The organism is Aurantiacibacter suaedae (genome assembly GCF_005434915.1).
Taxonomy (GTDB): Bacteria; Pseudomonadota; Alphaproteobacteria; order Sphingomonadales; family Sphingomonadaceae; genus Alteraurantiacibacter; species Alteraurantiacibacter suaedae.
Genome location: NZ_SKCG01000001.1, coordinates 884,933 through 910,388 on the forward strand (window position 1 = coordinate 884,933; position 25,456 = coordinate 910,388).

Genomic DNA, 25,456 nt, shown 5'->3' on the forward strand with positions numbered 1-25,456 from the left:
CCACCATTTGTCAATTATAGCCTTGCGATCGTCAGTCTTCGACGATCTGCACCATGTGCGGCAGCTTGCGGATCGCACCGCGCACTTCCGGGGTGTCCTCGCGTTCCACCACCTTGTGCATCTTGTTCAGCCCGAGGCCGATCAGGATCTTGCGCTGGCTTTCCGGACGACGGATCGGCGAACCGATCTGCTTGATCTTGATAGTCGCCATCAGACTTACTCCGCGATAGCAGCAGCTTCGGCTTCTGCCTCAGCTTCACTGACCTGACCGCCCCGACCAAGAAGGTCGGCGACCTTCTTGCCACGACGCATCGCAACCGACTTCGGAGAAGACTGGTTGGTGAGCGCGTCGAAGGTGGCGCGGATCATGTTGTAGGGGTTCGAGGTGCCGATCGACTTGGTGACCACGTCGGCCACACCAAGGCTTTCGAACACGGCGCGCATCGGACCGCCCGCGATGATGCCGGTGCCCGGAGGCGCCGAACGCACGTTGACCTTGCCAGCGCCGAAGTGGCCCTTGCCGTCGTGGTGCAGCGTGCGGCCTTCCTTCAGCGGCACGCGGATCATCTTCTTCTTGGCAGCGGCAGTCGCCTTGTTGATGGCTTCCGGCACTTCGCGAGCCTTGCCGTGGCCGAAGCCCACGCGGCCCTTGCCGTCACCAACCACGACCAGCGCGGCGAAACCGAAGCGCTTACCGCCCTTCACCACCTTGGCGACGCGGTTGATGTGGACGAGCTTCTCGATCAGCTCTTCGCCATCATCGTCACCGCCGCGACGGTCATCACGACCGCGACCACGGCCACGGCCATCACGGCCGCCGTCGCGGCCACCGCGACCACCACGATCACCGCCGCGACCGCCACGGCCACGACCGCCCGACGCTTCGCGCGCCTGGCCGTCAGTAGCACCGGCTGCCGACTGGTTCTCACCAGCTTCGCTCGGCGCGGTGGTCGGCGTCGGGGTCGAGCCGGCGTTGTCTACCACGGGCGTTTCCGCGTTGTTGTTTTCATCAGCCATCATCAGAACTCCAGCCCGCCTTCACGAGCGGCATCGGCCAGCGCCTTGACGCGGCCATGGAACAGGAACCCGCCGCGATCGAACACGACAGTGGTCACGCCAGCCTTCTTGGCCGCAGCGGCAATGTCCTTGCCGACCTGTTCGGCGGCGGAGACATTGGCACCCGAAGCCTTGCCACCGAGTGTGGAGGCAGCGGCAACGGTACGACCATCGGCATCGTCGATGATCTGGGCGTAGATGTGCTTGCCGGTGCGGTGCACGGACAAACGCGGCTTGCCGCCGGCGCGGGCGCGCAGGGCCGTGCGGACACGGCGACGACGACGTTCGAAAAGGGATAGCTTTGCCATCTTACTTCTTCTTCCCTTCCTTGCGGAAGATATACTCACCGCGATACTTCACACCCTTGCCCTTGTAGGGCTCAGGCTTGCGCCACTCGCGAATTTCGGCAGCGAACTGGCCGACCTTCTGCTTGTCGATACCCGAGATCTCGACCGTGGTCTGATCGGGGGTCTTCACCTCAATGCCTTCCGGCACATCGAGATCGACGTCATGCGAGAAACCGAGCTGCAGCTTCAGGGTCTTGCCCTGCATGTTCGCGCGGTAACCGACGCCAGCGATTTCGAGAACCTTTGAGAAGCCGTCGGTGACGCCTTCCACCAGGTTCGACACCAGCGTGCGCTGCATGCCCCAGTGGGAACGCGCAGGCTTGCTGTTGTTGGCCGGCTTGACCGAAATCTCGCCGTCCTCGATCGTGTAGGTGATGAGGTCCGAAGTGCTCATCGAGAGGGTGCCCTTGGGGCCCTTCACGATCAGCGAACCATTTTCGATAGTGGCCGTCACCCCGCTCGGGATCGCCACCGACCTTTTGCCGATGCGGCTCATCAGAACACCTCCGCCAGCACTTCGCCGCCGACGTTCTGCGTGCGGGCTTCGGCATCCGAAAGCACACCGCGAGGCGTCGAGACGATGGTGATGCCAAGGCCGTTGCGGATGCTCGGGAGTTCCTTCGAACCCGAGTAGACGCGGCGGCCCGGCTTGGAGACACGGGCAACGTGCTTGATCGCAGGTTCGCCCTCGAAATACTTCAGCTCGATGCGCAGCGCCTTGTGCACGCCGCTGCTGTCTTCGCTGTAGCCACGGATATAGCCCTCGCGCTGAAGCACCTCGAGCACGTTGGCACGCAGCTTCGACGCCGGCGACAGGACGGAGTCCTTCTTCGCGCGCTGGCCGTTGCGGATACGGGTGAGCATATCACCCAGGGGATCGGTCAATGCCATCTCTCTAGGTCCTTACCAGCTCGACTTGGTGACGCCGGGGATCATGCCCTTGTTGGCAAGATCGCGAAGCTCGATACGGCACAGGCCGAACTTGCGGTAGTAACCGCGCGGGCGGCCGGTGGTGTTGCAGCGGTTGCGCACCCGGGTCGGGTTCGCGTTGCGCGGCAGTTCGGCCATCTTGAGGCGGGCCATCAGGCGCTCGGTCTCGTCGAGCGACTCATCGTCGGCAATCGCCTTCAGCTTAGCATACTTTGCGGCATACTTCTGAACGAGCTGCTTGCGCTTCTCGTTCTTGTTGATGGAACTCAGTTTCGCCATTGGACTTAAGCTCTCTCTTTTCTCAGCTTGCGGGGCGACGGCTTACGCCGCCGCCTTTTCTTCGTCAGCCGACTGCTCGGCCGGGAACGGGAAACCGAACAGGCGCAGCAGCTCGCGCGCTTCCTCGTCGGTCTTGGCGGTGGTGGTGACGATGATGTCCATGCCGCGCACCTTGTCGATCTGGTCGTAGCTGATCTCGGGGAAGATGATCTGCTCCTTGATGCCCATGGCATAGTTGCCATTGCCATCGAACGACTTGGGGTTGAGGCCACGGAAATCTCGGATGCGCGGCATCGCGATCGTCACCAGACGATCGAGGAATTCGTACATCCGGTCACGGCGCAGGTTGACCTTGCAGCCGATCGGCATGCCGTCGCGCAGCTTGAACTGGGCGATCGACTTCTTGGCCTTGGTGATCACGGGCTTCTGGCCGGCGATCAGTTCCATTTCCTCGGCGGCAACCTGAACCTTCTTCTTGTCCTGGCTGGCTTCGCCCACGCCCATGTTGAGCGTGATCTTTTCCAGCTTGGGGACTTCCATGTGGTTCTTGTAACCGAACTTCTCGGTCATCGCCTTGGCGATTTCCTCGTTGTACTTGGTCTTCAGACGCGGCGTATAATCACCCATCGATCGTCTCCCCGGACTTGACGGCGACGCGCACCTTCTTGCCATCCTTCGTTCCGAAGCGGACACGGGTGGGCTTGCCGTCCTTGGGATCGGCAACGGCGACATTCGAAATCGCCATCGGCGCGGCAACGCGGTCGATGCCGCCCTGCGGATTGGCCTGGTTCGGCTTGCGGTGGCGGGTCATCACGTTGACGCCCTCGACCACGACCTTGCCTTCACCGGGAATGACCTTGGCGACCGTACCGGTCTCACCCTTGTCCTTGCCCGCAAGCACGACGACCTTGTCGCCCTTCTTGATCTTTGCAGCAGCCATCACAGCACCTCCGGAGCGAGCGAGATGATCTTCATGAAGCCCTTGCCGCGCAGTTCGCGCACCACCGGGCCAAAGATACGGGTGCCGATCGGCTCCTCGTTCTTGTTGACGAGCACCGCAGCATTGCTGTCGAAGCGGATGACGGTGCCGTCGACACGGCGGACATCCTTCTTGGTGCGCACGATCACCGCACGGTGAACGTCGCCCTTCTTGACGCGGGCACGCGGCTGCGCTTCCTTGACGGAAACGACGATCACGTCACCGACGCTCGCGGTACGACGCTTCGAGCCACCCAGCACCTTAATGCACTGGACGCGCTTGGCGCCGGAGTTGTCCGCGACGTCGAGATTGGACTGCATCTGGATCATTGATCCGGTTCCTTCTCATTGGCTTGCCGAGACACCCAATACGACTGGGGCCCGGCAGTTCCTAAACGCCTAACCCTTCCCCGCAGGCTTGCGAGGAAGGGAAACTAAATCGGCTTGTCGGCTTAGTTGCCGGCGGCCTCTACATCGAGATCGGCCTCGATCGCAACACCCTTTGATGCAACGATCCGATCTTTCACCGCCCAGGTCTTGGTCTTGGAGATCGGCTTCGTCTCCTCGATGCGGACCTTGTCGCCAACCTTGTACTCGTTGGCTTCGTCGTGGGCGTGGTACTTCTTCGACCGCTTGATGATCTTGCCGTAAAGCGGGTGCTTCACGCGGCGTTCGACCAGCACGGTCACGGTCTTGTCGGTCTTGTCGGAGCTGACGGTCCCGATCAGAATACGCTTGGGCATAGTCTGTCTCCTCAGCCCTGCGCCGTCGCGCTCTTGGCGCGCTCGGTCTGCAAGGTCTTGATCTGAGCGATTTCGCGGCGAACTTCCTTGACCCGAGCCGAACGCTCGAGCTGGTTGGTCGCGGCCTGGAACCGCAGGTTGAGCTGTTCGCGCTTGAGCGCGGTCAGCTGGTCACCCAGCTGATCGTCGGTCTTGGTGCGAAGATCTTCAATCTTGGCCATTATTCGCCTCCCAGGTGCGAGGTGTCGCCGAGACGGGCAACGACCTTGGTCTTGATCGGCAGCTTCATAGCGGCACGTTCGAAGGCTTCGGCAGCCAGCGGGCCGGGAACGCCGTCGAGTTCGAACAGAATACGGCCCGGCTTGACGCGCGCGGCCCAGTATTCGACCGAACCCTTGCCCTTACCCTGACGGACTTCGGCAGGCTTCTTCGACACCGGCACATCGGGGAACACGCGGATCCACAGACGGCCCTGACGGCGAATGTGGCGGGTGATCGCACGACGCGCAGCTTCGATCTGACGCGCGGTGATACGTTCCGGTTCCATCGCCTTGAGGCCGTAGGAGCCGAAGTTCAGCGCCGAACCACCCTTGGCGAGACCATGGATGCGGCCCTTGAAGGCCTTGCGGAACTTGGTTTTTTTCGGTTGCAGCATGATCTTCTACCTCAGCGAGCCGGGCGGACGCCGGACGTCTGCGATTCCATCATCAGGCGGTCGGTCGAGGTCGGATCATGGCCCATGATCTCGCCCTTGAAGACCCACACCTTGATGCCGATGATACCATAGGCGGTCAGCGCCTCGGCTTCGGCATAGTCGATGTTGGCACGCAGGGTGTGCAGCGGAACGCGGCCTTCGCGATACTGTTCGACGCGGGCGATTTCGGCGCCGCCGAGACGGCCCGAGCACATGATCTTGATGCCCTCGGCACCCAGACGCATGGCCGATTGCATCGCACGCTTCATCGCGCGGCGGAAAGCGACACGGCGGATCAGCTGATCGGCGATGCCCTGAGCGACGAGCTTGGCATCGACTTCCGGCTTGCGGATCTCGACGATGTTCAGCTTCACTTCGCTGGCGGTCATCTTGGCCAGTTCACCGCGGAGCTTCTCGATGTCCGCGCCCTTCTTGCCGATGATGACACCAGGACGCGCAGCAAAGATCGATACGCGGCACAGTTTCGCCGGACGCTCGATCACCACCTTGGAAATCGCCGCCTGCGGCAGCTTGCCCATGATGTACTTGCGGATCTCGATGTCTTCCTTGAGCAGACGCGCATAGTCGCCACCCTCGGCGTACCAGCGGCTGTCCCAGGTACGGTTGATCTGCAGACGAAGGCCGATCGGATTGCTCTTATGACCCATGATCAGGCCTCCTCTTGTTCGCGCACGACGATCCGCAGCCGGCTGAACGGCTTGAGGATCCGGGTCGACTTGCCGCGGCCACGGGTCGCAAAGCGCTTCATGGTGACCGACTTGCCAACGCTCGCCTCGGCGACGACCAGCGAGTCGACGTCGAGATCGTGGTTGTTCTCGGCATTGGCGATGGCCGAGGCCAGCACCTTCTGCGCGTCGCGGGCCATAGCACGCTTGGAGAAGGAGAGGATGTTCATCGCCTCCTCAACCTTGCGGCCACGGATCAGCGCCGCGACGAGGTTCAGCTTCTGGGCCGAACCACGGATCGTGGTGCCGACCGCCAGAGCCTCATTGTCGGCAACGCGACGGGGGGCTTTCTGCTTGCTCATCAGCGCTTACCCTTCTTGTCGGCAGCGTGCCCCGGGAAAGTGCGCGTAGGAGCGAACTCGCCGAGCTTGTGGCCGACCATTTCTTCCGAAACGGACACCGGGATGAACTTGTGGCCATTGTAGACGTTGAACGTCAGGCCGACGAAATCGGGGAGCACAGTCGAGCGGCGCGACCAGGTCTTGATCGGCTTGGTGCTGCTGGCTTCCTGAGCTTCCTGCGCCTTTTTCAGCAGGTGAAGGTCGACGAACGGACCCTTCCAGACGGAACGTGCCATCTTCGCTTACCTCTTCTTCTTGGCGTGACGCGAACGGATGATCATCTTGTCCGTCTGCTTGTTGTTGCGGGTACGCGCGCCCTTGGTCGGCTTGCCCCACGGAGTAACCGGGTGACGACCGCCCGAGGTCCGGCCTTCACCACCACCGTGCGGGTGATCGACCGGGTTCTTGGCGACACCACGGGTCAGCGGACGACGGCCCATGTGACGGACACGCCCGGCCTTGCCGAGGTTCTGGTTCTGGTTGTCGGGGTTCGACACCGAACCGACCGTGCCCATGCAATCGGCACGCAGGTAGCGCTGCTCGCCCGAGTTCAGGCGAACGATGACCATGCCGCGGTCGCGACCGACGAGCTGCACATAGGTGCCTGCCGAACGGGCGATCTGACCGCCCTTGCCGGGCTTCATTTCGACGTTGTGGCAGATCGTGCCGACCGGCATCTGGCCCAGCAACATGGCGTTGCCCGGCTTCGTGTCGGTCTTCTCATCGGCGATGATCTTGTCGCCAACGGCCACGCGGTTAGGCGCGATGATATAGGCCAGCTCGTCATCGGCGTACTTGATGAGCGCGATGAAAGCGGTGCGGTTAGGATCGTATTCGATCCGCTCCACGGTGCCTTCAACGCCCCATTTGCGACGCTTGAAGTCGATGAAACGATACTTCTGCTTGTGACCACCGGCGATGCCGCGGCTGGTCACATGGCCCTTGTTATTACGGCCACCGGTCTTGCGCTTACCTTCGGTCAGCGCCTTGACGGGCTTGCCCTTGTGCAGGCCGGTCTTGTCGACAAGGACAAGCGCGCGGCGGGCCGGGCTAGTCGGGTTATAGTTTTTCAGTGCCATGGGATCAGCTCACACCTTCGGTGATGTCGATCGGGTCCTGACCCTCAACGAGAGTCACGATCGCCTTCTTGAAGTCGGTGCGGGTGTAGGGCTTGCCCTTCCACCGCTTCGTCTTGCCCTTGCTCACGATCGTGTTGACCGACTTCACCTTGCGATCAAACAGAGCCTCGATGGCCTCCTTGATCTGGGGCTTCGTGGCGGTGCCGGCGACCTTGAAGACAACCGCATTGTTCTCCGAGAGAAGCGTGGCCTTCTCGGTGATGTGCGGCGACAGGATAACGTCGTAGTGACGCGCGTCGATCTGCTGCTTAGCCATTGAAACGCGCCTCCAGCTTGGCGACAGCGTCCTTGGTCAGGACCAGCGTGTCGTGGTTGAGAATGTCGTAGACATTGGCACCCGCAGCCGGGAGCACGTCCACGCCCGGCAGGTTGCCGGCAGCCTTGCGGAAGTCTTCGTTGATGGCTTCGCCATCGATCACGAGAACCTTGCCGTTCCAGCCATTCTTACCGAAGATTCCGGCAAGCGCCTTGGTTTTGGCATCCTTGAGCTCGAGGCTGTCAACTACCACGAGGCCGCCAGATGCCTTGCTCGAAAGCGCCATCTTCAGGCCGAGCGCACGGATCTTCTTGTTGAGCGACTGCTCGAACTCGCGCTTGCGCGCACCGTGAGCCTTACCACCGCCAATGAAGATCGGAGCCGCACGGTCGCCGTGGCGAGCGCCACCCGAACCTTTTTGCTTGCCCCATTTCTTGCCGGTGCGGGCCACGTCCGAACGCTCACGCGTCGGGCGGGCAGTACCGCGGCGATTCTCAAGCTGCCAGGTGACAACCCGGTGCAGGATGTCGGCACGCGGCGCGACGCCGAAAACGGCCTCGTTCAGCTCCACGTCGCCGGCTGCTGCGCCGTCAATTTTCTGGACCTTCACCTTCATGGCGTTAGCCTTCCTCGTTCTTGGAGTTGGCGTCGGCCGGCGGGGTGCCAGCTTCGGTGCCAACGCCCGCGTCCTGCTGCTGAGCCAGCTTCTGCTGCTGCTCAACGGAGACCTCGGGGTTCACTTCATGCTCTGCAGCAGCCTCGACCATGCCAGGCTTGGCATCTTCCGAAGCAGTCTCTGCGGCGTTGCGGCGCATCGCACCGGGGAACGGCGCACCTTCAGGCAGCGCAACCTTGACCGCGTCCTTGACCATCAGCCAGCCATTCTTCGACCCAGGGACCGAGCCCTTGACGAAGATCAGGCCACGCTCGGCGTCGGTACGAACCACTTCGAGGTTCTGCTGGGTGCGCTGACGGTCGCCCATGTGGCCGGCCATCTTCTTGCCCTTGAAAACCTTGCCCGGATCCTGGCGGTTACCAGTCGAACCGTGCGAACGGTGCGAAATCGAGACACCGTGGGTAGCACGCAGACCACCGAAGCCCCAGCGCTTCATGGCACCGGCAAAGCCCTTACCGACGGTGTGACCGGTGACGTCAACCAGCTGACCAGCAATGAAGTGATCGGCGGTGATGAAAGCGCCGACGGGAAGGAGGCCTTCCTCATTCTCGACGCGGAATTCTGCAACCTTTTGCTTCAAGCCAACTTCAGCCTTGGCAAACGCTTCGCGTTGCGGCTTGTTGACGTTCTTCTGCTTGGCCTGGCCTGCGCCGACCTGAACAGAGAAATAGCCGTCGCGATCGGCTGTGCGGTGGGCAGTAACCTGACACTCTTCCAACGACAGAACGGTGACCGGCACGTGCCGACCGTCCTCCTGGAAGAGGCGGGTCATCCCGACTTTCTTCGCGATCACGCCAGTGCGCATGATCCTAACTCCTTACAGAGGCACATGGGGACCATCCCCAGGTGCGTGCCCAGCCCTGTTGTAAGAAGCGAGCCCCGTCCGGGCTGAAGCGCCCTCCCCGCAACAGGGAGGACTAAGACGGGGGACGCAAACCCGGAGGAGCAACCCTCCGGTGGTATCCCTTGTGTCCCGATGGCGTTTCACCGGGCTCTGTCTTCACGGTCCCTATCGGAACCGGAGCACCCGGCCTGATGCCGGGGCGTTTCCCGCTTAAGCGAGCTTGATCTCGACGTTCACGCCAGCAGCCAGGTCGAGCTTCATCAGCGCATCGACCGTCTGGGCGTTCGGCTGCACGATGTCGAGCAGCCGCTTGTAGGTACGCACCTCGAACTGCTCTCGCGACTTCTTGTCGATGTGCGGGCCGCGGTTTACGGTGAACTTCTCGATACGCGTCGGGAGAGGAATCGGACCCCGGATCAGCGCGCCGGTGCGGCGTGCGGTATCTGCGATTTCGCCAGTTGCCTGATCAAGCACACGGTGATCAAAGGCCTTGAGACGAATGCGGATGTTCTGAGCGTCCATAATTCCAACTACCGATGCGAAAGAGCCAAAGAAGCGTCCGATCTCGCAACCGCGACACTTCCCACAAAAAACAAAAGCCCGCCCCGCGGTCCGGTCTCACCGGACAGGGCGGCCTCTTGCATGAATTCGTTGCGAGAGAGACGAATCTCTCTCTGTGGTCGCGCCTATACGGGGCTTGGCCCGCACTGACAACCCGAAAATCGGGCAATCGCCCCCTTCCCTTTCACTTTTGCGACAGGACGGGGGAAATTCCGCTCACATAAAAAGAGGCCCGGCTCACCATAGTGAACCGGGCCGCTTTTGAACCTGGCACCCAGATGGGCGCGTCAGGCTTACTTGGTGATCTTCGAGACCACGCCCGAACCGACGGTGCGGCCACCTTCGCGGATAGCGAAGCGCAGACCTTCGTCCATGGCGATCGGGGCGATCAGCTTCACGCCGATCGACACGTTGTCGCCGGGCATGACCATCTCGGTGCCTTCCGGCAGAACCACTTCACCGGTCACGTCGGTGGTGCGGAAGTAGAACTGCGGACGGTAGTTGGCGAAGAACGGAGTGTGACGGCCGCCTTCGTCCTTCGACAGCACATAGACCTCGGCTTCGAAGTCGGTGTGCGGGGTGACCGAACCGGGCTTGGCCAGAACCTGGCCACGCTCGACAGCTTCACGCGCAACGCCGCGGATCAGGGCGCCGATGTTGTCGCCAGCTTCGCCGCGATCGAGCAGCTTGCGGAACATTTCCACGCCGGTCACGGTGGTCTTGGTGGTGTCCTTGATGCCGACGATTTCGACTTCGTCGCCAACGTTCACAACACCCGACTCCACACGGCCGGTGACCACGGTGCCACGACCCGAGATCGAGAACACGTCTTCGATCGGCATCAGGAAGTTCTTGTCGACCGGACGCTCGGGCTGCGGGATGTAGCTATCCACGGCATCCATCAGTTCCTTGATCGAGTTCTCGCCGATCTCCGGATCGCGACCTTCGAGAGCGGCCAGAGCCGAACCCTTGACGATCGGAATGTTGTCGCCGTCGAAGTCGTAGCTCGAAAGCAGCTCGCGCACTTCCAGCTCGACCAGCTCGAGGATTTCCTCGTCGTCGACCTGGTCGACCTTGTTCAGGTAAACAACCAGAGCCGGCACACCGACCTGACGGGCGAGCAGGATGTGCTCACGGGTCTGCGGCATCGGGCCGTCGGCAGCGTTCACGACCAGGATCGCGCCGTCCATCTGGGCGGCACCGGTGATCATGTTCTTCACATAGTCAGCGTGACCCGGGCAGTCGACGTGCGCGTAGTGACGCGCATCGGTCTCGTATTCCACGTGGGCGGTCGAGATGGTGATGCCGCGCTCGCGCTCTTCAGGAGCCTTGTCGATGTTTGCGAAATCGACGGCCGAACCCTGACACTTGGTGATTGCAGCAGTCAGCGTGGTCTTGCCGTGATCGACGTGACCGATGGTGCCGATGTTGCAGTGCGGCTTGTTCCGCTCGAATTTTTCCTTCGCCATTTTTCCAATAACCTTCTTGTTCGAATCTGATTTTCTTCAAGATCAGGCGGGCACCTGCTGAATCAGGCGCCCGCCACTAGACGTTGATCCTGCCTTAGGCAAGCTTCTCCTTGACCTCGGCCGCGACGTTCGCCGGAACCTCGTCATAGTGCGAGAACTGCATCGAGTACTGGGCACGGCCCTGAGTGAACGAGCGCAGTTCGTTGACGTAGCCGAACATGTTCGCCAGCGGCACGTGAGCCTCGACCGACTGTGCGTTGCCGCGGCTGTCGGTGCCCTGGATCTGCCCGCGACGCGAGTTCATGTCGCCGATCACGTCACCGAGATATTCCTCGGGCGTGACCACTTCCACCTTCATGATCGGCTCAAGCAGCTTGATGCCGGCTTTTTCGGCCACTTCACGCATGGCGCCACGGCCGCAGATTTCGAACGCGATCGCGCTCGAGTCGACGTCATGGTAGGCGCCATCGGTCAGTGTGATGGTGAAGTCGATGAGAGGGAAGCCGATCAGATGACCACTTTCAGCCTGCTCGCGCATACCCTTTTCAAGCGCGGGGATATATTCCTTCGGAATGTTACCGCCCTTGACCTCGTCGTTGAAGATCACGCCCTGGCCGCGTTCGCCCGGCTCGACCGTCACCTTGGCGCGGCCGAACTGGCCCGAACCACCCGACTGCTTCTTGTGGGTGTAGTCCACATCGACCTTGCGCGCGAGCGATTCGCGGTAGGCCACCTGCGGCGCGCCGACGTTGGCTTCGACCTTGAACTCGCGCTTCATGCGATCGACGAGAATGTCGAGGTGAAGCTCGCCCATGCCCTTGATGATCGTCTGGCCCGATTCGTGGTCGGTGCTGACGCGGAACGAAGGATCCTCGGCAGCCAGGCGGTTGAGCGCGACGCCCATCTTTTCCTGATCGGCCTTGGTCTTCGGCTCCACCGACAGCTCGATCACGGGCTCGGGGAACTCCATCCGCTCAAGGATGATCGGCTTGGACGCATCGCACAGCGTGTCGCCCGTGGTGGTCTCCTTGAGACCCGCGATAGCGACGATGTCGCCGGCGAATGCTTCTTCAATGTCCTCGCGGTTGTTCGAGTGCATCAGCAGCATACGGCCGATCTTTTCCTTCTTGTCCTTCACCGAGTTCAGCACCGAGCCCTTGGAGAGCTGGCCCGAATAGATGCGGGTGAAGGTGAGCGAACCGACGAAAGGATCGTTCATGATCTTGAAGGCCAGCGCGGAGAACGGCGCATCGTCGGACGACGGGCGCGTTTCCTCCGTCTCGCCATCGAGCAGAACGCCCTTGATCGCGGGCACGTCGAGCGGCGAAGGCATGTAGTCGACCACAGCGTCGAGCAGCGGCTGAACGCCCTTGTTCTTGAACGCCGAGCCACACAGCACGGGCACGAAGGCCTGCTCCATGGTGCCCTCGCGGATCAGCTTCTTGAGAGTGGCCGCGTCGGGCTCGTTGCCTTCGAGGTACGCTTCCATCACGTCGTCGTCCTGCTCGACAGCAGTCTCGATCAGCTTCTCGCGATATTCGGCGGCCTTGTCGGCAAGGTCAGCCGGGATGTCGACATAGTTGAACGTCGCACCAAGTCCGTCGTCTTCCCAGACGATACCGCGGTTGTTCACGAGGTCGACAACACCCTTGAGGTCGCTCTCGGCACCGATCGGGAGATAGAGCACCAGCGGGGTGGCGCCCAGACGCTCGACGATCGAGTTTACGCAGTAATAAAAGTCCGCGCCGGTGCGGTCCAATTTATTGATGAAGCACATCCGCGGCACGCGGTACTTATCGGCCTGACGCCAGACGGTTTCGGACTGCGGCTCGACACCGGCAACGCCGTCGAACACGGCGACCGCGCCGTCGAGTACGCGCAGCGAACGCTCGACCTCAATGGTGAAGTCGACGTGCCCGGGAGTGTCGATGATGTTGATGCGGTGCTTCGGGCCCTTGCCGTCTTCGGCGGCCCAGAAGGTGGTGGTGGCAGCCGAGGTGATCGTGATCCCGCGTTCCTGCTCCTGCTCCATCCAGTCCATGGTGGCGGCGCCGTCGTGGACTTCGCCGATCTTGTAGGACTTGCCGGTGTAGTACAGGATCCGCTCGGTCGTCGTGGTCTTCCCGGCGTCGATGTGCGCCATGATCCCGATGTTGCGATAGCGTTCCAGCGGATATTCGCGGGCCATAATGAATTCCTTGAGCGTTGGGGGACTTCAGACGTCCGAAGCGCGCCCCATATGGCTATTAATGTGTCAGCTTGAAGACCTGACGGCCCGCCATCCACAAACAAGTGGCGGCGAGCCGGATCAGCATCTTACCAGCGATAGTGCGAGAAGGCACGGTTGGCATCAGCCATACGGTGCGTGTCTTCGCGCTTCTTCACGGCGTTGCCGCGGTTGTTGGCGGCATCCATCAGCTCACCCGAGAGGCGGGCCGACATGGTGGTTTCCGCACGACCGCGTGCGGCGGTGATGAGCCAGCGGATCGCGAGGGCCTGGGCACGCTCGGGGCGAACCTCGACCGGTACCTGATAGGTGGCACCACCGACACGGCGCGAACGCACCTCGACCTGCGGCTTCACGTTCTCGAGCGCATCGTGGAACACCTGCACCGGATCGCTCTTGGCGCGGGCCTCGACGGTGTCGAGCGCGGTGTAGACGATACCTTCGGCAACGGCCTTCTTACCGTCGAGCATGAGGTTGTTCATGAACTTCGACAGAACCTGATCTCCGAACTTGGGATCAGGCAGGATTTCCCGCTTCTCGGGACGACGACGACGTGACATATTTTCTAACTCCTTCGGAGTGGCCGCTCACATCCGTGAGCGTCCTGCGGCGCCGGCCCACTCCCCCTCCCGGCCACCCAGAGCATACCCGCGTAGGGTAGCCGGGAGGGGGAGCGGCCCGCCGCCGCGACTGAACCTGTTACTTGGGCCGCTTGGCGCCGTACTTCGAACGGCTCTGCTTGCGGTCCTTCACGCCCTGCGTGTCGAGCACGCCGCGCAGCACGTGGTAGCGCACACCGGGAAGGTCGCGCACACGGCCGCCGCGGATCAGCACCACCGAGTGCTCCTGCAGGTTGTGGCCTTCGCCCGGAATGTAGGCGATGATCTCACGCTTGTTGGTGAGACGGATCTTGGCCACCTTGCGCAGAGCCGAGTTCGGCTTCTTCGGAGTGGTGGTGTAAACGCGGGTGCAAACGCCGCGCTTCTGCGGGTTCGAATCCATCGCCGCCGACTTCGACTTCTTGACGATGGGATGGCGGCCCTTGCGGACCAGCTGGTTGATCGTAGGCATTGATATCCTTCGTGCGGGTTGCGGACCCCGGCCCCTGCCCTTGCCCGCCCAATTCTGAGCAGGCATGGAAAAAGACCCGGACCCTAATTGGTCACCGGGTTGAAACAGCGTTCCGGATGGAATGTATCGGGATCGTGCGAAGCTGCCTGCCGCAATGGACAAGCGAGCATGTATCGCGCGAGCCTGAAACGCTCCACCCGGAATGCTGGCACAGCCAGATAACCGGGTTACTTTGCCGACTGCCCCTTTGCGTTAGCCTAGGGACTGGGCCGACAATGTTCAGCTCTATGATTGCAAAGCCGACCTTGCGGACGGACCTGCGAAGTGCGGGCCATTAGCGGGGTGTGGGGTGCGGGTCAAGGGATATGGGCCCATGAAAACGCCGCGCTCCAATCCTTGTCACTCCGATGGTCGACCTGCGACCGCGAAAGCTGCCATTTGGCTAGCAATGTTGGAATTGCAGCTATGCGCCGCAAACTCAGTCATTAGACGAGTAGTCGCGATTTTCGCCCCGACGCCCGACGCTGGCTCCCTAAGCTGCCAATGGTTCAAATTGGCGTCTATGGCAGCAAAGCACCTTGGAAGCGGGTATTCTGCCTTCGAGTTGAGAGCCTATACGCGGCCGTCATCTAGAGCCGGAGATCCTAATGGCCTGCGCGGCAATTGCTTGTCATGCCTAGCTTGCCGCGGGGGAGCACTCGCAACGCTCATTTGTAAGGAGATGCCCTTTTCGCTGAATCTTTCGAGGATAGCCAAGAGAAAAAGGGATATGCCAAGCAGCTCTAAAGACTCCTCGATAGACGTCAGCATGAAGTACGTCATCCCGTTTTCAGATGTAGCGGCATCAAGCGCGGCACCCGCCATTTCAAGCCCAATTGCGCCTGAAAGGAAAATAGCCCCAGACAGTAAGAATTGCATTTGAGTCCGGCGCCCCAGTACCAAAAACCATCGGAACATGATGGCGGCAAAAAAGGCAACAACTGGAATAGCAACCAAAACCCAACTGTAATGAAATATGCCACCAAGCTCTTCGACACCTGGAGCTGCTCTTTGAAGGATAATGCCGCTTAATTCGTGCACCATTACGATTTCGTCTAGAGAAAGGGCGAAGAAAGCAAACGAAATGATCCACCATCCTCTGGCGAATGGTGCTCCGGTTCGACTTTCACTCCACGCAGTCAGACTTAGAGCTATCGCGCAAGTTAGCATCACTATTGAGGATGCCCAACTTGGGATGCTCAAATCGCGGACCAGCGAAAATCTATGCAGCACCTCTTGGGTGACCGGCCCCGGATAAGTCGCGAGCCAGAGATCTGCGGCCGTGCCAAGAACTACCAAAGCGCCTAAGCTGGCGAACAGATATCGGGCCACAGCCTTCGGGCTCACCTCAAGCTCAACCTGCATTCCCGCCTCGCTTTGTTGCACATAAATGAACTTTATATTTCATTAATATGACATTTTTTCTCCACCTGCAACACACTATTCCCTTGGAAAACTTGCCGTAATTATCGCATGGGCGGCATGTGGGAGCGATGGCGCAACCAGAGTGCGCGGTATCGACAGTATGTGGACGATGACCGACCGCCTTAAATTGGCGTCGGCGCCAGATGGCGTTGTACCAAAAGCAGACCGACCACCATCGGCCCGCTAGCCGGCCAAAGCCCCTTTCCTACACACCTCCAAATCTGCTCCACACTCGCAGATGCCCGACTCATCAGAAAAGCCCACGCGCCCGCAGCCGCTCAATCCTGACACCCCTGCGCCCAACGGCCATCAGCGCGCCACCGCGCGTCAGGCTACCAGCTATATGACCGCTCCCGGCCCGCTCCCCGCCGCGGACGATCCGCTGCTCGACTTTGCGTCGTGTCATCCAAGGCTTCTTCAAGACCTCGAATCAATCCACTTTGAATAACGCAAGTCAGTTTGTTTGTTTACGACCTAGGTTGATAATATCTAGCTTTGAGGTCGTGGACCCAAGAAAGGTGGCCATTTCGGCTGTGTGAGAAGAGGCGAGTCCATAACCCCACATCTAATGCCTAAGCAGGCCGGTTATGCCGCTTAGGGCCCGGCGGCCACTCGCACGTCAATCGCGCAATGATACCCCCCTACAACACGGGTCCAGCCTTCCGAAAACAGGGGAAGCTTGTGCCCGGGGTTCCCGTCAGTGTCCATCCAATTGGCAAACATGTATATCTGTCCATCGGCTGAAACTGCAAAATCACCATCCTGTACTCGATAATTATTATACCCAGCGTTGCCGGGAGCTGGCGCAGCAAGAATTCCTGCAAAATTGAAGTTGCGACCAAAGCCATCAGACTCCCACAATGCAATTCGATATGGATCTCCTGGCCCCTCTATGTCGGTGATCATAATCACCCTCCCGCCCAGAACGATTAATGAAGGGTCGCCAACCCCCCAATTGCTTTCGGGTTTTGTATTCGGGTCAAGGATGTTTGTGCTAACAATATTCCAATTTTTGAAGGTAAGGTCGGAAGTTGCATAGGCGAGCCTCGCCCCATCATAACCGCCCGAATATTCTCCATATTCTCCAAAAATATGCAAAATCGATCCGTCGTAGTAAACTCCGATATCATCAAGTTCTTTTGGAAAGTGCCCTACAACATTCCATTTTCCAGAGGAATTTTCCAAAGGAACATCTACCTCATAAATATTTCCATTTTCAAATATGTAATAAATCCCATTAACCATTATTCCGTCATCTAATTCATAATCTTCAGATATCTTCAAATTTTCATTCACTAGCTTCCAATTATTGGGATTATTAGAAAGGGAATTAGCTCCATAAAGCTGCCTTACACCATCCACTCCAGATATAATGAGGTAGTTATTGTATTCACTTCCTTTCACACCTGGAAGGTATACCGGATCGTGATTGTTCCCAAACTGATCTGAAATAGGAAAGCTTGCTTGCCTGCATTGCGCACTAATTTCGCTAAAGTTTTCCGGAAGCTCCGATTTTTCAGCACTTTTTGAAAAATCTTGCTCTTCGAATTTTGAAATTATTGCAGCCGGAAACACGTTCTTTTTACCCGACGCGAAGCCCCATGCGAAGCCGAAAAAAATAAGCGCAAGAGTTGCAATCATCATTGCAACCGCCAAAAATGCCTTCTTTCGCAAAGCTATACCTCTCAGATGGAATGCCCAATTAATCTCCCGTTGGTATGATAGAAAGTAGTCAGTGGCTACCCAGGATCAGCAGAAACTGTTTTTTCCGAATTCTATCAGAGCCTTAATGTTCTGGCGTAACACTTGCTCCGAAAATCTAACTGTCCACAAGTAGAGCGTTAGCGTCTGATCAGCTTTCCCATCTTGGACACCCAAGAACCAACCGGCAGCTACCGATCCAATCCCCCTTTCCTACACACCTCCAAATCTGCTCCACACTGGCAGATGTCCGACTCACCCATAAAGCCCGCGCGCCCGCAGCCGCTCACCCCTGACACCCCCGCGCCCAACGGCCACCAGCGCGCCTCCGCGCGTCAGGGCACCAGCTATATGACCGCTCCCGGCCCGCTCCCCGCCGCGGACGATCCGCTGCTCGACTTTGCGCCCTATCTCCACGCTAGGCCGCGCAAAAACTCGATCACGCCCGACAAGCAGCGCGACTTCATCGCCATGCTCGCCGCCACCGGGATCGTCGCGCGCGCGGCCATGCATATCGGGGTCTCGCTCGAGGCGCTATACAAGCTGCGCCAGCAGCCCGGTGCCGAGGGCTTTGCCGCCGCGTGGGAAGCCGCGGTCGATCGCGGGGTCGACCGGATCGAGGCTGCAGCCATGGAGCGCGCGATCAATGGCGTGCCCTACGAACATGTGCTCGCCAATGGCGACATCGTCGTGCACGGCGCGAAGCACAACGAGAACCTCGTGATGTTCTTCCTGAAGAACCGGCGTCCGGAGAAATACTCGCAGCACCTGCGCCCCGGCAACGCGGTCTACGAACGCATCCGCGCCGAGGTGCTGACCGACCTCATGCAGCAGGCCGAGCGCAACCGCGGCGCGCTGGTCGACCTGATCAGCGCCGAGGTCGATGCGCTGCGCGCGAAAGAGGCTGAGGCTGGCCGGGAAGCTGACTAAGAAAAGCGCAGCGGAGGGCAGCTTGCCTGCCCGGGAGCGAGGACAGCCAAGCGAGCGCATGCAAGCGCATGCGAGCGCCGGCGCCTGAGGCCAAACAAATATTGCCGCGCCGGACAAACTCCCCTAGAAATGGACAAAATCAATTTGCCCGTATCTGTCTGGGGAGAGACAACCGATGATCAGCCGCTTTGCCTCCGTCTTGTGCGCCGTGTCCGCCGCCGCGCTTACCGTTCCCGCCATGGCGCAGGAGCGGCCTGCCGATCTCACCGAGCTGCCGGCCGTTCCCACGACGTACGAACCTGCGAAAACCGCTTGGGGGGATTACGATTTCACCGGCATCTGGCCGATCGAGAATATCAACACCGGGCACATCCTGTTCCAGCGCCCCGCCGCCTATGGCGATCGCCAATGGGTTACGGACGAGGAGTTCGAACGCCGCCTCGCCGCTGCGCGCGGGAACGACGGCAGCTTCTCGGAGGCGACCGAGACCGGCATCGGTACGGCCGGCACAGAGGGGCTGGAGGCGTGGTTCCAGTCGACCAGCTTCGGCAAGCGCACGGCGATGCTCGTTTCGCCTGCCGATGGTCAGCTTCCCGCCCTCACCCCGCAGGCGATGGAGCTGTTCAAGGAAGGCCGCTCGGGCTGGGTGCCGGGTCAGGGTTACGACTGGGTGAGCGATTTCGATAGCTGGGACCGCTGCGTTTCGCGCGGGTTTCCGGCCTCGATGTACCCGTTCCGCTACAACAACGGCATCCGCATCTTCCAGAGCCCCGGCGTGATGACCATCGTGTTGGAGATGCTCGGCACGCGGGTGGCGAAGATCTATGACAGCAAGCAAGCGGCGCAGGCGGCCCGCTGGAGCGAGCCGGTCGAGGCGTGGATGGGCAACTCGCGCGGCTGGTGGGAAGGCAAGACGCTGGTGATCGAGACCACCAACATCGTCTCAGGCGACAGCGCCACGCGCGATTCCTATGAACGCTCGGCCAGCCCGCTCAACATGGCGACGCAGTTCACCGGAACCACCACCGTGCCCGCCTTCAACACCGTGCCGATGAGCGATCAGGCGATGACGGTGGAGCGGCTGACCATGGTCGGGCCGGACGAGATCGTTCACGAGCTCACCTATTCCGACCCCGAGGTCTATACCCAGCCCTGGACCACACGCGTTTCGTGGAGCCGCGATGAGGACTATCAGTTCTTCGAATATGCCTGCCACGAGGGCAACTACATGCCGCGCGACTACATCAGCGCGAGTCGCGCGCAGCAGGCGCGTATCGCGGCGGGCGAGGAGGAGGCGGTCACCGCCGAAAACGATGACCGCAGCCGCTTCGCCCAGCCCTTCGATCACGACCCCGGCACCGGACCAAGGCCCGCGCGTGGCGATTTATAACGATATCACCGGGAAACGGTACCATGCTACCTTTACGAAAACTCTTGCAACGTCCGGTTGTTCGCCTTAGCCAAGCGCGCGCGTCATGAGCTGTTATAGTGAACGCGTTGTTTTCGCGACAGAACAGAATCAATTTGCGGTGTAAAGGCGCACCCGAAAACAGATCGCGAAAGGTACGTCCTTGGCGACTTTTGGGCGATGGATGAAAATCAAGGGAGCGGCGGATGGACAGCTGCGATGTGGAGGGTCTGGAACCTTTGCTGCCGGAGATCTGGATCCGCAGGGTCGAGATGCTCGCCGCTTCGCTGGAGGATGACGAGCTGGACAAGGACGCGCTCGCGCGCTTTCTGCGGCTTACCTACCACCTGTGCCTACTGGCGCCCGAAGCGATCCGGATCAAAGCCCTCGATCGGGACAACGAAGCCTGCCTGGAAGCCCTGCTCGACGCCAGCCAGCTCGACTGCGCGGCCACCTTGCTGCTTGGCGCGAGCCCGGAACTGGAAATTCATCGCGGCAGGAAGGGCGCGAAGGTCAGCGTCCGCCTTTTCTCGGGCGGTGCGATTGGCAAGGCCGTTGCCACCACGGCGGCTCAGGCGCTGCTCGCCGCTATTATGGAATGCCTGTTGATAGAGCACGAACTCAATCAGGCGATACAAACCTATCCTTTGACTGGCGGTAGTCCGCACAGATCCCAATCCGGATCGCGTCGGTAGTCGTGTGAGCGCCGAGTTCGTCTAACAAACCCGCCTGGGCTTCTTCGACCTGATCCGGCGTCAGGCCTGTTTCGGCGGCGATATCGGCCTTGCCATACCCTTCGAGAAGCAGATCGAGAAGCTGGCGCGCCTGCGGGCTGAGCCTGCGCACTCGGCGGAGCGCCTCATCTGTCAGCGTTTCCAGATCGCCCGAGGACTCACCAACTCCCCGCGCGAATGCCCAGTCTTCGTGCTCAGTATCGTCGTCCGGCATTGTTGCACCCTCCCCCCGGCCGCTTGGAGATTTGGCGACCGACTTATGCTTATCTGCATCCTTGTCAGCTACTTGCATATATCAACTACCTGTACCTAATACCATTCTTTGCAAAGTTTTACAATTTGCAAAGAAAAGACCGTGTCGGGCGAATCTTTCTGGCCAGCCAGCAAGCACGCGCTTTACAGGCTAAGGACAGCACACAGCCGCGCCCTGCCCACTTTTCCAAACCGGCGCTGCGCAACCTGCGGCACCGCCGTAAAAGCTGCAATATGTTTATCTGTTAGGCTTTCGGCCGGTCGATGCTCGTCGCGGGGCAGACCGCAAGCCGCTGGGACCGAGAGGAAAGCGCACCTGGGCTGCGCCGTCGGCTGCGGGAGAATATCACAGCTTGCGCAAGTCACCCCGGACTTGCCGTGCATCGCAAAAGTCCACGGAGCTGGTGCTCCCGGCTCGCAATGGCACCGCAGTGCCTCGGTAATCGGCGCGCGGGCAGCGCGGAGCCGAAACACGCTCCGCTCCTGCCGCGCGCGAACTCGGAGCCTTACTTGTCGACCGACAACGCCAGCGAGGGCGCACTGGCTGGTGCACGCGAGCTTTCGAGATAGTCCTCGTACTCGGCGTCAATCGGATCGAGCCCCTCGGTGACGGTGAGAACATAGTCACCCGACGATTCGCCAAATCCGCTGACCCTGATGCGCAAGACGTCGAGCAATTCAGTGTTCTCGGCCAAGGTCGACAGATCAACCGGGATCATGGCGTTGAGGTCGCCAGCGCCGTCATCGTCGGTCTGCACCACGGCAAAGCCGAGCGGTGTGTCGAAGCCCAGTTCGAGGTACGGATCGAGCCCATTGGCGAAATCGGGATCGTCGCTCACCGCCTTCGTCATCCGCACCGTGATTTCACCCGAACCGCCATTACGGATCGCAGCCAGCGCGCTGTCCGAGAGCTGGTACATGATCGAAGCGGGGTCGAGATCGCCGTTCTCGTAGCCCGCGCCTACGCGCCCGGTCGCGGTATCGTCGATGCTGAGCACCTGCAACGGTGCCTGAACCACCGGCTCGCGCCGCGGGCCGACGCGCAGGGTATAGCCGCCCACACTGTCGCCAAGTCCACTGGCGACGATGGTGTAGGCCTCATCGCTCATCATAACATAGCGCAGCAAGGCATTGAGATCGCTGCCGCCATCGTCGTTCTCGGCAACGGTCTGGCCGCTGGCATCGCGCAAGGCGAGATAGGGATCGAGTTCGTTGCCGATATCGGTATCGGCCACCATCGCCACTTCCAGCAGCAAGCCTTCCTCCCCAGCGAAGGTGAACAGGTGTTCCTCTCCGCCGAAGATCTGCCCCTTCTCCTCGGCATTCCAGCTGACCGCGCGCACACCCTGCGCATCGTAATCGAGCGCGGTGAGCTTGAGATCGAAGGTTTGCGGGGCCACGAAGCCCCCATCGCCCGCCTCGACGACCTCGTCGCCCATCGCCGCCTCAGCCACTTCTTCTGCGGCCGCTTCAGCGGAGAAAGCGCTCACTTCGATGCGCAGGTCCATGTCTTCGGTGGCGGTGACCACGGCGCGCGAATTGAGGCTGTCGCCGCCATCGTCGTTCTCGACGATCAGGTCGCCCGTGGCCGCGTTATAGATGCGCAGCACCGGGTCCATCTCGCTGGTTGCGATCACATCCACGCGCATCGCCTCTCCGGCTGCCAGCGACACTTCGAACAGCACCGGTTTACCGTCGAAGGCTCCGCTAAAAACGCGGGCATCGCTTTGTTCCTGATCGAGATTGCGAACGTCTTGCGCGGTCGCCGGAATGGCCATTCCCGCGCTGGCGAGCAGCGCCGCCATCACAAAACCTGAACGCATCGTATTATCTCCATCATCCGGCACGGCATTGGGCCGGCTTAGGCACCCGGCCTTGCGCTGGCAAACGAAAGCCTGCGGATTTCTGCGGATGTTAACCGGTGAGATGGGCGACCAGCGCGCGCACTTTCTTCTGCCGCCATTGCGGACGCGGGGCGACCAGCCAGAACGCGCGGCGACAAGTCTGCGGCTCACCCTGCGCTTGCAGCACGCCGCCCGCCAGCGCCTCGGCAGCCAGCGCCAGCGGCATCCACGCAGTGCCCATTCCCGCCCGCGCTGCCGACAGTGCCTGACCGGCGTTGCCTGCCTGAAGCACCACGCGCGCCTCGTCTTCCGGTTCGAAGCCGGGCCAGCTGATCCAGCCTTCCTGCCCGCCCGGCGCAGCCACGGCTACCCGCTCACCGGGAGCGAGCTGGATACCCTCAAGCTCGCCCGGCCCTTCGACGAGCCGGATTGCCAGATCGAGGTTGGCCTCGGTGAAATCGGCATGTTCATCGCCCGCCAGTGCGAATCGCACCTCGGGGTTGGCAGCGCGGAACGAAGCCAGCCGCGGTGCCAGCCACTGAGCGAAGAACTCGCGCGGGGCGGCGATGGCATAGGTCGACGAACCCTGCCCTGCCTGCATCGCCTCAACGCTTTCTTCGAACCGGAGGAAGCCTTCGCGCAAAGGCTCGAGGCCGGCCTGCGCCTCCTCGGTCAATTCCAGGCCTTTGCTGGTGCGGCGGAACAGCACCACGCCGAGCACGTCTTCAAGCGCACGGATCTGCTGGCCGACAGCGGCGGGCGTCACGGCCAGCTCGTCGGCAGCGCGGGTGAAGCTGAGGTGCCGCGCGGCGGCATCGAATACGCGCAGGGCGTTCAAGGGCAGGTGCGTGCGTTTCATGGTTCTGGGCGCGCGGTCTATGCCTCGTCGCAGGGCCGGGCAAGCCCTCTAGTGCGCGCTTTCGGCCGGAGCTTCGAGCACGAAATGCGGAATGGCCACCTCGAACAGTGAGCCATCGGCATGGGTGAAGGCATAGTGTCCCTCCATCGCGCCGTGGCGCGTGCTCAGTTCGCAGCCCGAAACATAGTCGTGCGTCTGCCCCGGAGCGAGTACGGGCGTTTCGCCAACCACACCTTCGCCATCGACCACGTTGACCATCCCGTCGGCATCGGAAATGCGCCAGTGGCGGGTGCGCAGCTGGATCGTTTCCTCGCGCTCGTTCTCGATCCGGATGTGATAGACCCAGAACCAGCGGCCGGCTTCCACCCGCGATTGCTCGGGCATGAAGCTGACAGCCACGCGAACGGTCACGCCGTGGGTGGTGGCGACATGCTGGAACAGCGAGTGAAGCACGGTATCGGTCATCGTGCGCGCAGCCTAACGGCTTTGCCGTCAGGAGCAAGGCCTACGCGATCAGTGCCTGCGCAAGTCGCGCGCTTCAGCTCTGACCGACGATCACCTCCGGCCCGCATGAAAGCTCCCATCTCACGCCGCCACGCGCATATTCCAGCGTAACCTCGGCCGAAAGAGAGCGTTTGGGGATGTCGCTGATCAGGCTGGTGCCGAAGCCGGTGCGTTGTGGAGCGGCCACAGGAGGGCCGCCCTCCTCGTACCAGAACATGGTGAACCCCCCCGCGCCTTCGCTGTCCGCCTTGCGTACGTTCCATCCGATCGTGACCTTGCCGCCGTCACGCGACAGCGCGCCATGCTTTAGCGAATTGGTCGCCAGCTCGTGCAGGGCCATGCCGATCACCTCGGCAGCGCGCGGCCTGAGCGCGACAGCCGGCCCGTCGATCATGAGACCGCCGAGCGCCGTTTCGACAAAGCGCAATTGCTGTTGCACCAGTTCGAGCACAGGCACATCGCGCCATTCTCGCCGCACCAGAATATCCTGATTGACCGCAAGCGAGCGCACCCGTTCCTCGAACCGGGCGACGAAGCCGGCATCGTCGGGAGCGGTGCGCCGGGCCAGTGCCTGGACGATGGCCAGCATGTTCTTGGAACGGTGGTTCACCTCCATCAGCAGCACGCGGATCTGCTCGGCCTGCTCGCGCTCTTCAGTGATATCGGTATTGGTGCCGAACCAGTATTGCACCTCGCCATCTTCGCCGCGCACCGGCAGCGCGCGGGAGAGATACCAGCGATATTGCCCGTCCTTGCCACGCAGCGGAAAAGTGTCTTCCCAGCGTTCCTTCGCCGCAAAGCTCTGGTTGTAGCGCGCGATCACGCGCTCGGCATGATCGGGATGATGGATGGTTTGCCAGCCGAAGCCCTGCATCGTCTCGAAGTCGGTGCCCGTGTAGTCGTACCAGCGCTTGTTGTACCAGAAGATGTTGCCATCCGGGTGCGCCATCCAGGCAAGCTGGCTGATGTTGTCGGCCATCATGCGAAATTGCAGATCGGCCTCGCGAATGCGGCGTTGGTTTTCGAGGTAGGGCCCGGCATTGCGCGCGATCTTGCTCGCCCCCACAATCTCGCCAGTGGCATCGCGCACCGGCGAAACCGTAACCGAAATGTCCAGCAGCGTGCCGTCCTTGTGCAGCCGCTTAGTCAGGAACTGGCCGACGACCTCGCCTTCGCGCACACGGGCGAGGACATCCTCTTCCTCGTTCTGACGGTCCTCAGGCAGAAGACAATGGTTGGTGCGCCCGACCATTTCCGCCGCCGTATAGCCGAACAGACGCTCGGCCGCGGCATTCCAGCCAACGATCGTGCCGTCGACATCTTTGGCAACGATCGCATCGCTGCACGACTCTACCAGGTTGGAATAAAAATCAGGATGCGTGGGCACTTGCAGGACGGCTCTG

At 61.0% G+C, this 25,456-nt stretch carries 34 protein-coding genes; 3 read left to right on the forward strand and 31 right to left on the reverse strand.

Annotated elements, in window-relative coordinates; genetic code table 11:
* Positions 1-31 precede the first annotated feature (31 nt).
* The 26 genes from rpmD to E0473_RS04270 all read right to left on the reverse strand — a co-directional run bounded on the left by rpmD (position 32) and on the right by E0473_RS04270 (position 17,465).
* Complete coding sequence (rpmD, locus tag E0473_RS04145) at positions 32-211, reverse strand: 50S ribosomal protein L30 (RefSeq protein ID WP_119591152.1); 180 nt, start codon at positions 209-211, stop codon at positions 32-34.
* 5 nt (positions 212-216) lie between these two features.
* Entirely contained in the window at positions 217-1,017 is an 801-nt protein-coding gene (rpsE, locus tag E0473_RS04150; protein WP_137680052.1) for a 30S ribosomal protein S5, read from the reverse strand.
* Positions 1,018-1,019: 2 nt separating this feature from the next.
* Positions 1,020-1,364, reverse strand: a complete 345-nt coding sequence (gene rplR, locus E0473_RS04155) for a 50S ribosomal protein L18 (protein WP_137679559.1) — start codon at positions 1,362-1,364, stop codon at positions 1,020-1,022.
* Between the two features lies 1 nt (position 1,365).
* Complete coding sequence (gene rplF / locus E0473_RS04160; protein WP_137679560.1) at positions 1,366-1,899, reverse strand: 50S ribosomal protein L6; 534 nt, start codon at positions 1,897-1,899, stop codon at positions 1,366-1,368.
* Complete coding sequence (gene rpsH, locus E0473_RS04165; RefSeq protein WP_137679561.1) at positions 1,899-2,294, reverse strand: 30S ribosomal protein S8; 396 nt, start codon at positions 2,292-2,294, stop codon at positions 1,899-1,901. The genes rplF and rpsH overlap by 1 nt, the downstream gene beginning before the upstream one ends.
* A gap of 12 nt (positions 2,295-2,306) precedes the next feature.
* On the reverse strand, positions 2,307-2,612 hold the full coding sequence (rpsN, locus tag E0473_RS04170; protein ID WP_137679562.1) for a 30S ribosomal protein S14: 306 nt from the start codon (positions 2,610-2,612) through the stop codon (positions 2,307-2,309).
* A gap of 42 nt (positions 2,613-2,654) precedes the next feature.
* A complete protein-coding gene (gene rplE, locus E0473_RS04175; protein ID WP_137679563.1) occupies positions 2,655-3,239 on the reverse strand; it encodes a 50S ribosomal protein L5 in 585 nt (194 codons plus the stop codon).
* Complete coding sequence (gene rplX / locus E0473_RS04180) at positions 3,232-3,552, reverse strand: 50S ribosomal protein L24 (protein ID WP_137679564.1); 321 nt, start codon at positions 3,550-3,552, stop codon at positions 3,232-3,234. Before rplX ends, rplE begins: the two co-directional genes overlap by 8 nt.
* A complete protein-coding gene (rplN, locus tag E0473_RS04185; RefSeq protein WP_119591144.1) occupies positions 3,552-3,920 on the reverse strand; it encodes a 50S ribosomal protein L14 in 369 nt (122 codons plus the stop codon). Before rplN ends, rplX begins: the two co-directional genes overlap by 1 nt.
* Positions 3,921-4,042: 122 nt before the next feature.
* On the reverse strand, positions 4,043-4,333 hold the full coding sequence (rpsQ, locus tag E0473_RS04190; protein ID WP_137679565.1) for a 30S ribosomal protein S17: 291 nt from the start codon (positions 4,331-4,333) through the stop codon (positions 4,043-4,045).
* An 11-nt stretch (positions 4,334-4,344) separates the two neighbouring features.
* On the reverse strand, positions 4,345-4,554 hold the full coding sequence (gene rpmC / locus E0473_RS04195; protein WP_137679566.1) for a 50S ribosomal protein L29: 210 nt from the start codon (positions 4,552-4,554) through the stop codon (positions 4,345-4,347).
* On the reverse strand, positions 4,554-4,988 hold the full coding sequence (gene rplP / locus E0473_RS04200; protein WP_137679567.1) for a 50S ribosomal protein L16: 435 nt from the start codon (positions 4,986-4,988) through the stop codon (positions 4,554-4,556). The genes rpmC and rplP overlap by 1 nt, the downstream gene beginning before the upstream one ends.
* 11 nt (positions 4,989-4,999) lie before the next feature.
* Positions 5,000-5,695: a 30S ribosomal protein S3 gene (gene rpsC / locus E0473_RS04205; protein WP_137679568.1), complete on the reverse strand. Its 696-nt coding sequence runs from the start codon at positions 5,693-5,695 to the stop codon at positions 5,000-5,002.
* Positions 5,696-5,697: 2 nt separating this feature from the next.
* A complete protein-coding gene (gene rplV / locus E0473_RS04210; protein ID WP_137679569.1) occupies positions 5,698-6,075 on the reverse strand; it encodes a 50S ribosomal protein L22 in 378 nt (125 codons plus the stop codon).
* Positions 6,075-6,350: a 30S ribosomal protein S19 gene (rpsS, locus tag E0473_RS04215; RefSeq protein ID WP_137679570.1), complete on the reverse strand. Its 276-nt coding sequence runs from the start codon at positions 6,348-6,350 to the stop codon at positions 6,075-6,077. The genes rplV and rpsS overlap by 1 nt, the downstream gene beginning before the upstream one ends.
* Positions 6,351-6,356: 6 nt before the next feature.
* A complete protein-coding gene (gene rplB / locus E0473_RS04220) occupies positions 6,357-7,193 on the reverse strand; it encodes a 50S ribosomal protein L2 (protein ID WP_137679571.1) in 837 nt (278 codons plus the stop codon).
* A 4-nt stretch (positions 7,194-7,197) separates the two neighbouring features.
* Entirely contained in the window at positions 7,198-7,509 is a 312-nt protein-coding gene (locus tag E0473_RS04225) for a 50S ribosomal protein L23 (RefSeq protein ID WP_137679572.1), read from the reverse strand.
* Positions 7,502-8,125 carry a 50S ribosomal protein L4 gene (gene rplD / locus E0473_RS04230; RefSeq protein WP_137679573.1) on the reverse strand — a complete coding sequence of 208 codons (624 nt, stop codon included), beginning with the start codon at positions 8,123-8,125 and terminating at the stop codon, positions 7,502-7,504. Before rplD ends, E0473_RS04225 begins: the two co-directional genes overlap by 8 nt.
* Before the next feature lie 4 nt (positions 8,126-8,129).
* Positions 8,130-8,990, reverse strand: a complete 861-nt coding sequence (gene rplC, locus E0473_RS04235; RefSeq protein WP_137679574.1) for a 50S ribosomal protein L3 — start codon at positions 8,988-8,990, stop codon at positions 8,130-8,132.
* Positions 8,991-9,239: 249 nt separating this feature from the next.
* Positions 9,240-9,551 (reverse strand): 30S ribosomal protein S10, encoded by a 312-nt coding sequence (gene rpsJ / locus E0473_RS04240; protein WP_010234663.1) that lies wholly within the window; start codon positions 9,549-9,551, stop codon positions 9,240-9,242.
* Positions 9,552-9,883: 332 nt separating this feature from the next.
* Positions 9,884-11,059: an elongation factor Tu gene (gene tuf, locus E0473_RS04245; protein ID WP_137679575.1), complete on the reverse strand. Its 1,176-nt coding sequence runs from the start codon at positions 11,057-11,059 to the stop codon at positions 9,884-9,886.
* Positions 11,060-11,153: 94 nt separating this feature from the next.
* Positions 11,154-13,247, reverse strand: a complete 2,094-nt coding sequence (gene fusA, locus E0473_RS04250; protein WP_137679576.1) for an elongation factor G — start codon at positions 13,245-13,247, stop codon at positions 11,154-11,156.
* A 128-nt stretch (positions 13,248-13,375) separates the two neighbouring features.
* Positions 13,376-13,846 (reverse strand): 30S ribosomal protein S7, encoded by a 471-nt coding sequence (rpsG, locus tag E0473_RS04255; protein ID WP_137679577.1) that lies wholly within the window; start codon positions 13,844-13,846, stop codon positions 13,376-13,378.
* Between the two features lie 139 nt (positions 13,847-13,985).
* The gene (gene rpsL / locus E0473_RS04260; RefSeq protein ID WP_119591130.1) at positions 13,986-14,357 is read right to left on the reverse strand and encodes a 30S ribosomal protein S12; all 372 of its coding nucleotides are present in this window, start codon (positions 14,355-14,357) and stop codon (positions 13,986-13,988) included.
* Between the two features lie 612 nt (positions 14,358-14,969).
* On the reverse strand, positions 14,970-15,761 hold the full coding sequence (locus E0473_RS04265) for a hypothetical protein (RefSeq protein ID WP_137679578.1): 792 nt from the start codon (positions 15,759-15,761) through the stop codon (positions 14,970-14,972).
* 654 nt (positions 15,762-16,415) lie between these two features.
* Positions 16,416-17,465 carry a glycoside hydrolase family protein gene (locus E0473_RS04270; RefSeq protein ID WP_137679579.1) on the reverse strand — a complete coding sequence of 350 codons (1,050 nt, stop codon included), beginning with the start codon at positions 17,463-17,465 and terminating at the stop codon, positions 16,416-16,418.
* A 303-nt stretch (positions 17,466-17,768) separates the two neighbouring features.
* Here E0473_RS04270 and E0473_RS04275 point away from each other — a divergent pair, with 303 nt between their 5' ends.
* From E0473_RS04275 to E0473_RS04285, 3 genes are all read left to right on the forward strand, one after another.
* Positions 17,769-18,452 carry a hypothetical protein gene (locus E0473_RS04275; RefSeq protein ID WP_137679580.1) on the forward strand — a complete coding sequence of 228 codons (684 nt, stop codon included), beginning with the start codon at positions 17,769-17,771 and terminating at the stop codon, positions 18,450-18,452.
* Positions 18,453-18,627: 175 nt separating this feature from the next.
* Positions 18,628-19,842, forward strand: coding sequence for a hypothetical protein (locus E0473_RS04280; RefSeq protein WP_137679581.1), 1,215 nt, complete (start codon positions 18,628-18,630; stop codon positions 19,840-19,842).
* 239 nt (positions 19,843-20,081) lie between these two features.
* Positions 20,082-20,555: a hypothetical protein gene (locus E0473_RS04285; RefSeq protein WP_137679582.1), complete on the forward strand. Its 474-nt coding sequence runs from the start codon at positions 20,082-20,084 to the stop codon at positions 20,553-20,555.
* On the opposite strand, the gene E0473_RS04290 is transcribed toward E0473_RS04285, so the two are convergent.
* The 5 genes from E0473_RS04290 to E0473_RS04310 form a co-directional block, all read right to left on the reverse strand.
* Positions 20,482-20,886, reverse strand: a complete 405-nt coding sequence (locus tag E0473_RS04290) for a helix-turn-helix domain-containing protein (protein WP_137679583.1) — start codon at positions 20,884-20,886, stop codon at positions 20,482-20,484. The two genes, E0473_RS04285 and E0473_RS04290, sit on opposite strands and share 74 nt — an antisense overlap.
* Before the next feature lie 466 nt (positions 20,887-21,352).
* Positions 21,353-22,669, reverse strand: coding sequence for a hypothetical protein (locus E0473_RS04295; RefSeq protein WP_137679584.1), 1,317 nt, complete (start codon positions 22,667-22,669; stop codon positions 21,353-21,355).
* A 91-nt stretch (positions 22,670-22,760) separates the two neighbouring features.
* Positions 22,761-23,549 (reverse strand): LysR family transcriptional regulator, encoded by a 789-nt coding sequence (locus E0473_RS04300; protein ID WP_137679585.1) that lies wholly within the window; start codon positions 23,547-23,549, stop codon positions 22,761-22,763.
* Positions 23,550-23,597: 48 nt separating this feature from the next.
* Positions 23,598-24,014 (reverse strand): Co2+/Mg2+ efflux protein ApaG, encoded by a 417-nt coding sequence (gene apaG / locus E0473_RS04305; protein ID WP_137679586.1) that lies wholly within the window; start codon positions 24,012-24,014, stop codon positions 23,598-23,600.
* Positions 24,015-24,087: 73 nt separating this feature from the next.
* Positions 24,088-25,440 carry a PAS domain S-box protein gene (locus E0473_RS04310; protein WP_137679587.1) on the reverse strand — a complete coding sequence of 451 codons (1,353 nt, stop codon included), beginning with the start codon at positions 25,438-25,440 and terminating at the stop codon, positions 24,088-24,090.
* Between the last annotated feature and the right edge of the window lie 16 nt (positions 25,441-25,456).

What these genes read in the sequence shown, in the direction of transcription:
- rpsH (WP_137679561.1), bottom strand. Translation starts at nt 2,294, where the DNA reads ATGGCATTGACCGATCCCCTGGGTGATATGCTCACCCGTATCCGCAAC.
- apaG (WP_137679586.1), bottom strand. Translation starts at nt 24,014, where the DNA reads ATGACCGATACCGTGCTTCACTCGCTGTTCCAGCATGTCGCCACCACC.
- rplC (WP_137679574.1), bottom strand. Translation starts at nt 8,990, where the DNA reads ATGCGCACTGGCGTGATCGCGAAGAAAGTCGGGATGACCCGCCTCTTC.
- E0473_RS04280 (WP_137679581.1), top strand. Translation starts at nt 18,628, where the DNA reads ATGATCAGCCGCTTTGCCTCCGTCTTGTGCGCCGTGTCCGCCGCCGCG.
- E0473_RS04300 (WP_137679585.1), bottom strand. Translation starts at nt 23,549, where the DNA reads ATGAAACGCACGCACCTGCCCTTGAACGCCCTGCGCGTATTCGATGCC.
- fusA (WP_137679576.1), bottom strand. Translation starts at nt 13,247, where the DNA reads ATGGCCCGCGAATATCCGCTGGAACGCTATCGCAACATCGGGATCATG.
- rpsS (WP_137679570.1), bottom strand. Translation starts at nt 6,350, where the DNA reads ATGGCACGTTCCGTCTGGAAGGGTCCGTTCGTCGACCTTCACCTGCTG.
- rpsJ (WP_010234663.1), bottom strand. Translation starts at nt 9,551, where the DNA reads ATGGACGCTCAGAACATCCGCATTCGTCTCAAGGCCTTTGATCACCGT.
- rpsL (WP_119591130.1), bottom strand. Translation starts at nt 14,357, where the DNA reads ATGCCTACGATCAACCAGCTGGTCCGCAAGGGCCGCCATCCCATCGTC.
- rplD (WP_137679573.1), bottom strand. Translation starts at nt 8,125, where the DNA reads ATGAAGGTGAAGGTCCAGAAAATTGACGGCGCAGCAGCCGGCGACGTG.
- E0473_RS04270 (WP_137679579.1), bottom strand. Translation starts at nt 17,465, where the DNA reads ATGATGATTGCAACTCTTGCGCTTATTTTTTTCGGCTTCGCATGGGGC.
- rplV (WP_137679569.1), bottom strand. Translation starts at nt 6,075, where the DNA reads ATGAGCAAGCAGAAAGCCCCCCGTCGCGTTGCCGACAATGAGGCTCTG.
- E0473_RS04265 (WP_137679578.1), bottom strand. Translation starts at nt 15,761, where the DNA reads ATGCAGGTTGAGCTTGAGGTGAGCCCGAAGGCTGTGGCCCGATATCTG.
- rpmD (WP_119591152.1), bottom strand. Translation starts at nt 211, where the DNA reads ATGGCGACTATCAAGATCAAGCAGATCGGTTCGCCGATCCGTCGTCCG.
- rplX (WP_137679564.1), bottom strand. Translation starts at nt 3,552, where the DNA reads ATGGCTGCTGCAAAGATCAAGAAGGGCGACAAGGTCGTCGTGCTTGCG.
- rplP (WP_137679567.1), bottom strand. Translation starts at nt 4,988, where the DNA reads ATGCTGCAACCGAAAAAAACCAAGTTCCGCAAGGCCTTCAAGGGCCGC.
- rplE (WP_137679563.1), bottom strand. Translation starts at nt 3,239, where the DNA reads ATGGGTGATTATACGCCGCGTCTGAAGACCAAGTACAACGAGGAAATC.
- E0473_RS04275 (WP_137679580.1), top strand. Translation starts at nt 17,769, where the DNA reads ATGTCCGACTCACCCATAAAGCCCGCGCGCCCGCAGCCGCTCACCCCT.
- rpsG (WP_137679577.1), bottom strand. Translation starts at nt 13,846, where the DNA reads ATGTCACGTCGTCGTCGTCCCGAGAAGCGGGAAATCCTGCCTGATCCC.
- tuf (WP_137679575.1), bottom strand. Translation starts at nt 11,059, where the DNA reads ATGGCGAAGGAAAAATTCGAGCGGAACAAGCCGCACTGCAACATCGGC.
- rpmC (WP_137679566.1), bottom strand. Translation starts at nt 4,554, where the DNA reads ATGGCCAAGATTGAAGATCTTCGCACCAAGACCGACGATCAGCTGGGT.
- rplF (WP_137679560.1), bottom strand. Translation starts at nt 1,899, where the DNA reads ATGAGCCGCATCGGCAAAAGGTCGGTGGCGATCCCGAGCGGGGTGACG.
- rpsN (WP_137679562.1), bottom strand. Translation starts at nt 2,612, where the DNA reads ATGGCGAAACTGAGTTCCATCAACAAGAACGAGAAGCGCAAGCAGCTC.
- E0473_RS04290 (WP_137679583.1), bottom strand. Translation starts at nt 20,886, where the DNA reads ATGCAAGTAGCTGACAAGGATGCAGATAAGCATAAGTCGGTCGCCAAA.
- rpsQ (WP_137679565.1), bottom strand. Translation starts at nt 4,333, where the DNA reads ATGCCCAAGCGTATTCTGATCGGGACCGTCAGCTCCGACAAGACCGAC.
- E0473_RS04225 (WP_137679572.1), bottom strand. Translation starts at nt 7,509, where the DNA reads ATGGCTAAGCAGCAGATCGACGCGCGTCACTACGACGTTATCCTGTCG.
- rplN (WP_119591144.1), bottom strand. Translation starts at nt 3,920, where the DNA reads ATGATCCAGATGCAGTCCAATCTCGACGTCGCGGACAACTCCGGCGCC.
- rplR (WP_137679559.1), bottom strand. Translation starts at nt 1,364, where the DNA reads ATGGCAAAGCTATCCCTTTTCGAACGTCGTCGTCGCCGTGTCCGCACG.
- rpsC (WP_137679568.1), bottom strand. Translation starts at nt 5,695, where the DNA reads ATGGGTCATAAGAGCAATCCGATCGGCCTTCGTCTGCAGATCAACCGT.
- rpsE (WP_137680052.1), bottom strand. Translation starts at nt 1,017, where the DNA reads ATGGCTGATGAAAACAACAACGCGGAAACGCCCGTGGTAGACAACGCC.
- E0473_RS04295 (WP_137679584.1), bottom strand. Translation starts at nt 22,669, where the DNA reads ATGCGTTCAGGTTTTGTGATGGCGGCGCTGCTCGCCAGCGCGGGAATG.
- rplB (WP_137679571.1), bottom strand. Translation starts at nt 7,193, where the DNA reads ATGGCACTGAAAAACTATAACCCGACTAGCCCGGCCCGCCGCGCGCTT.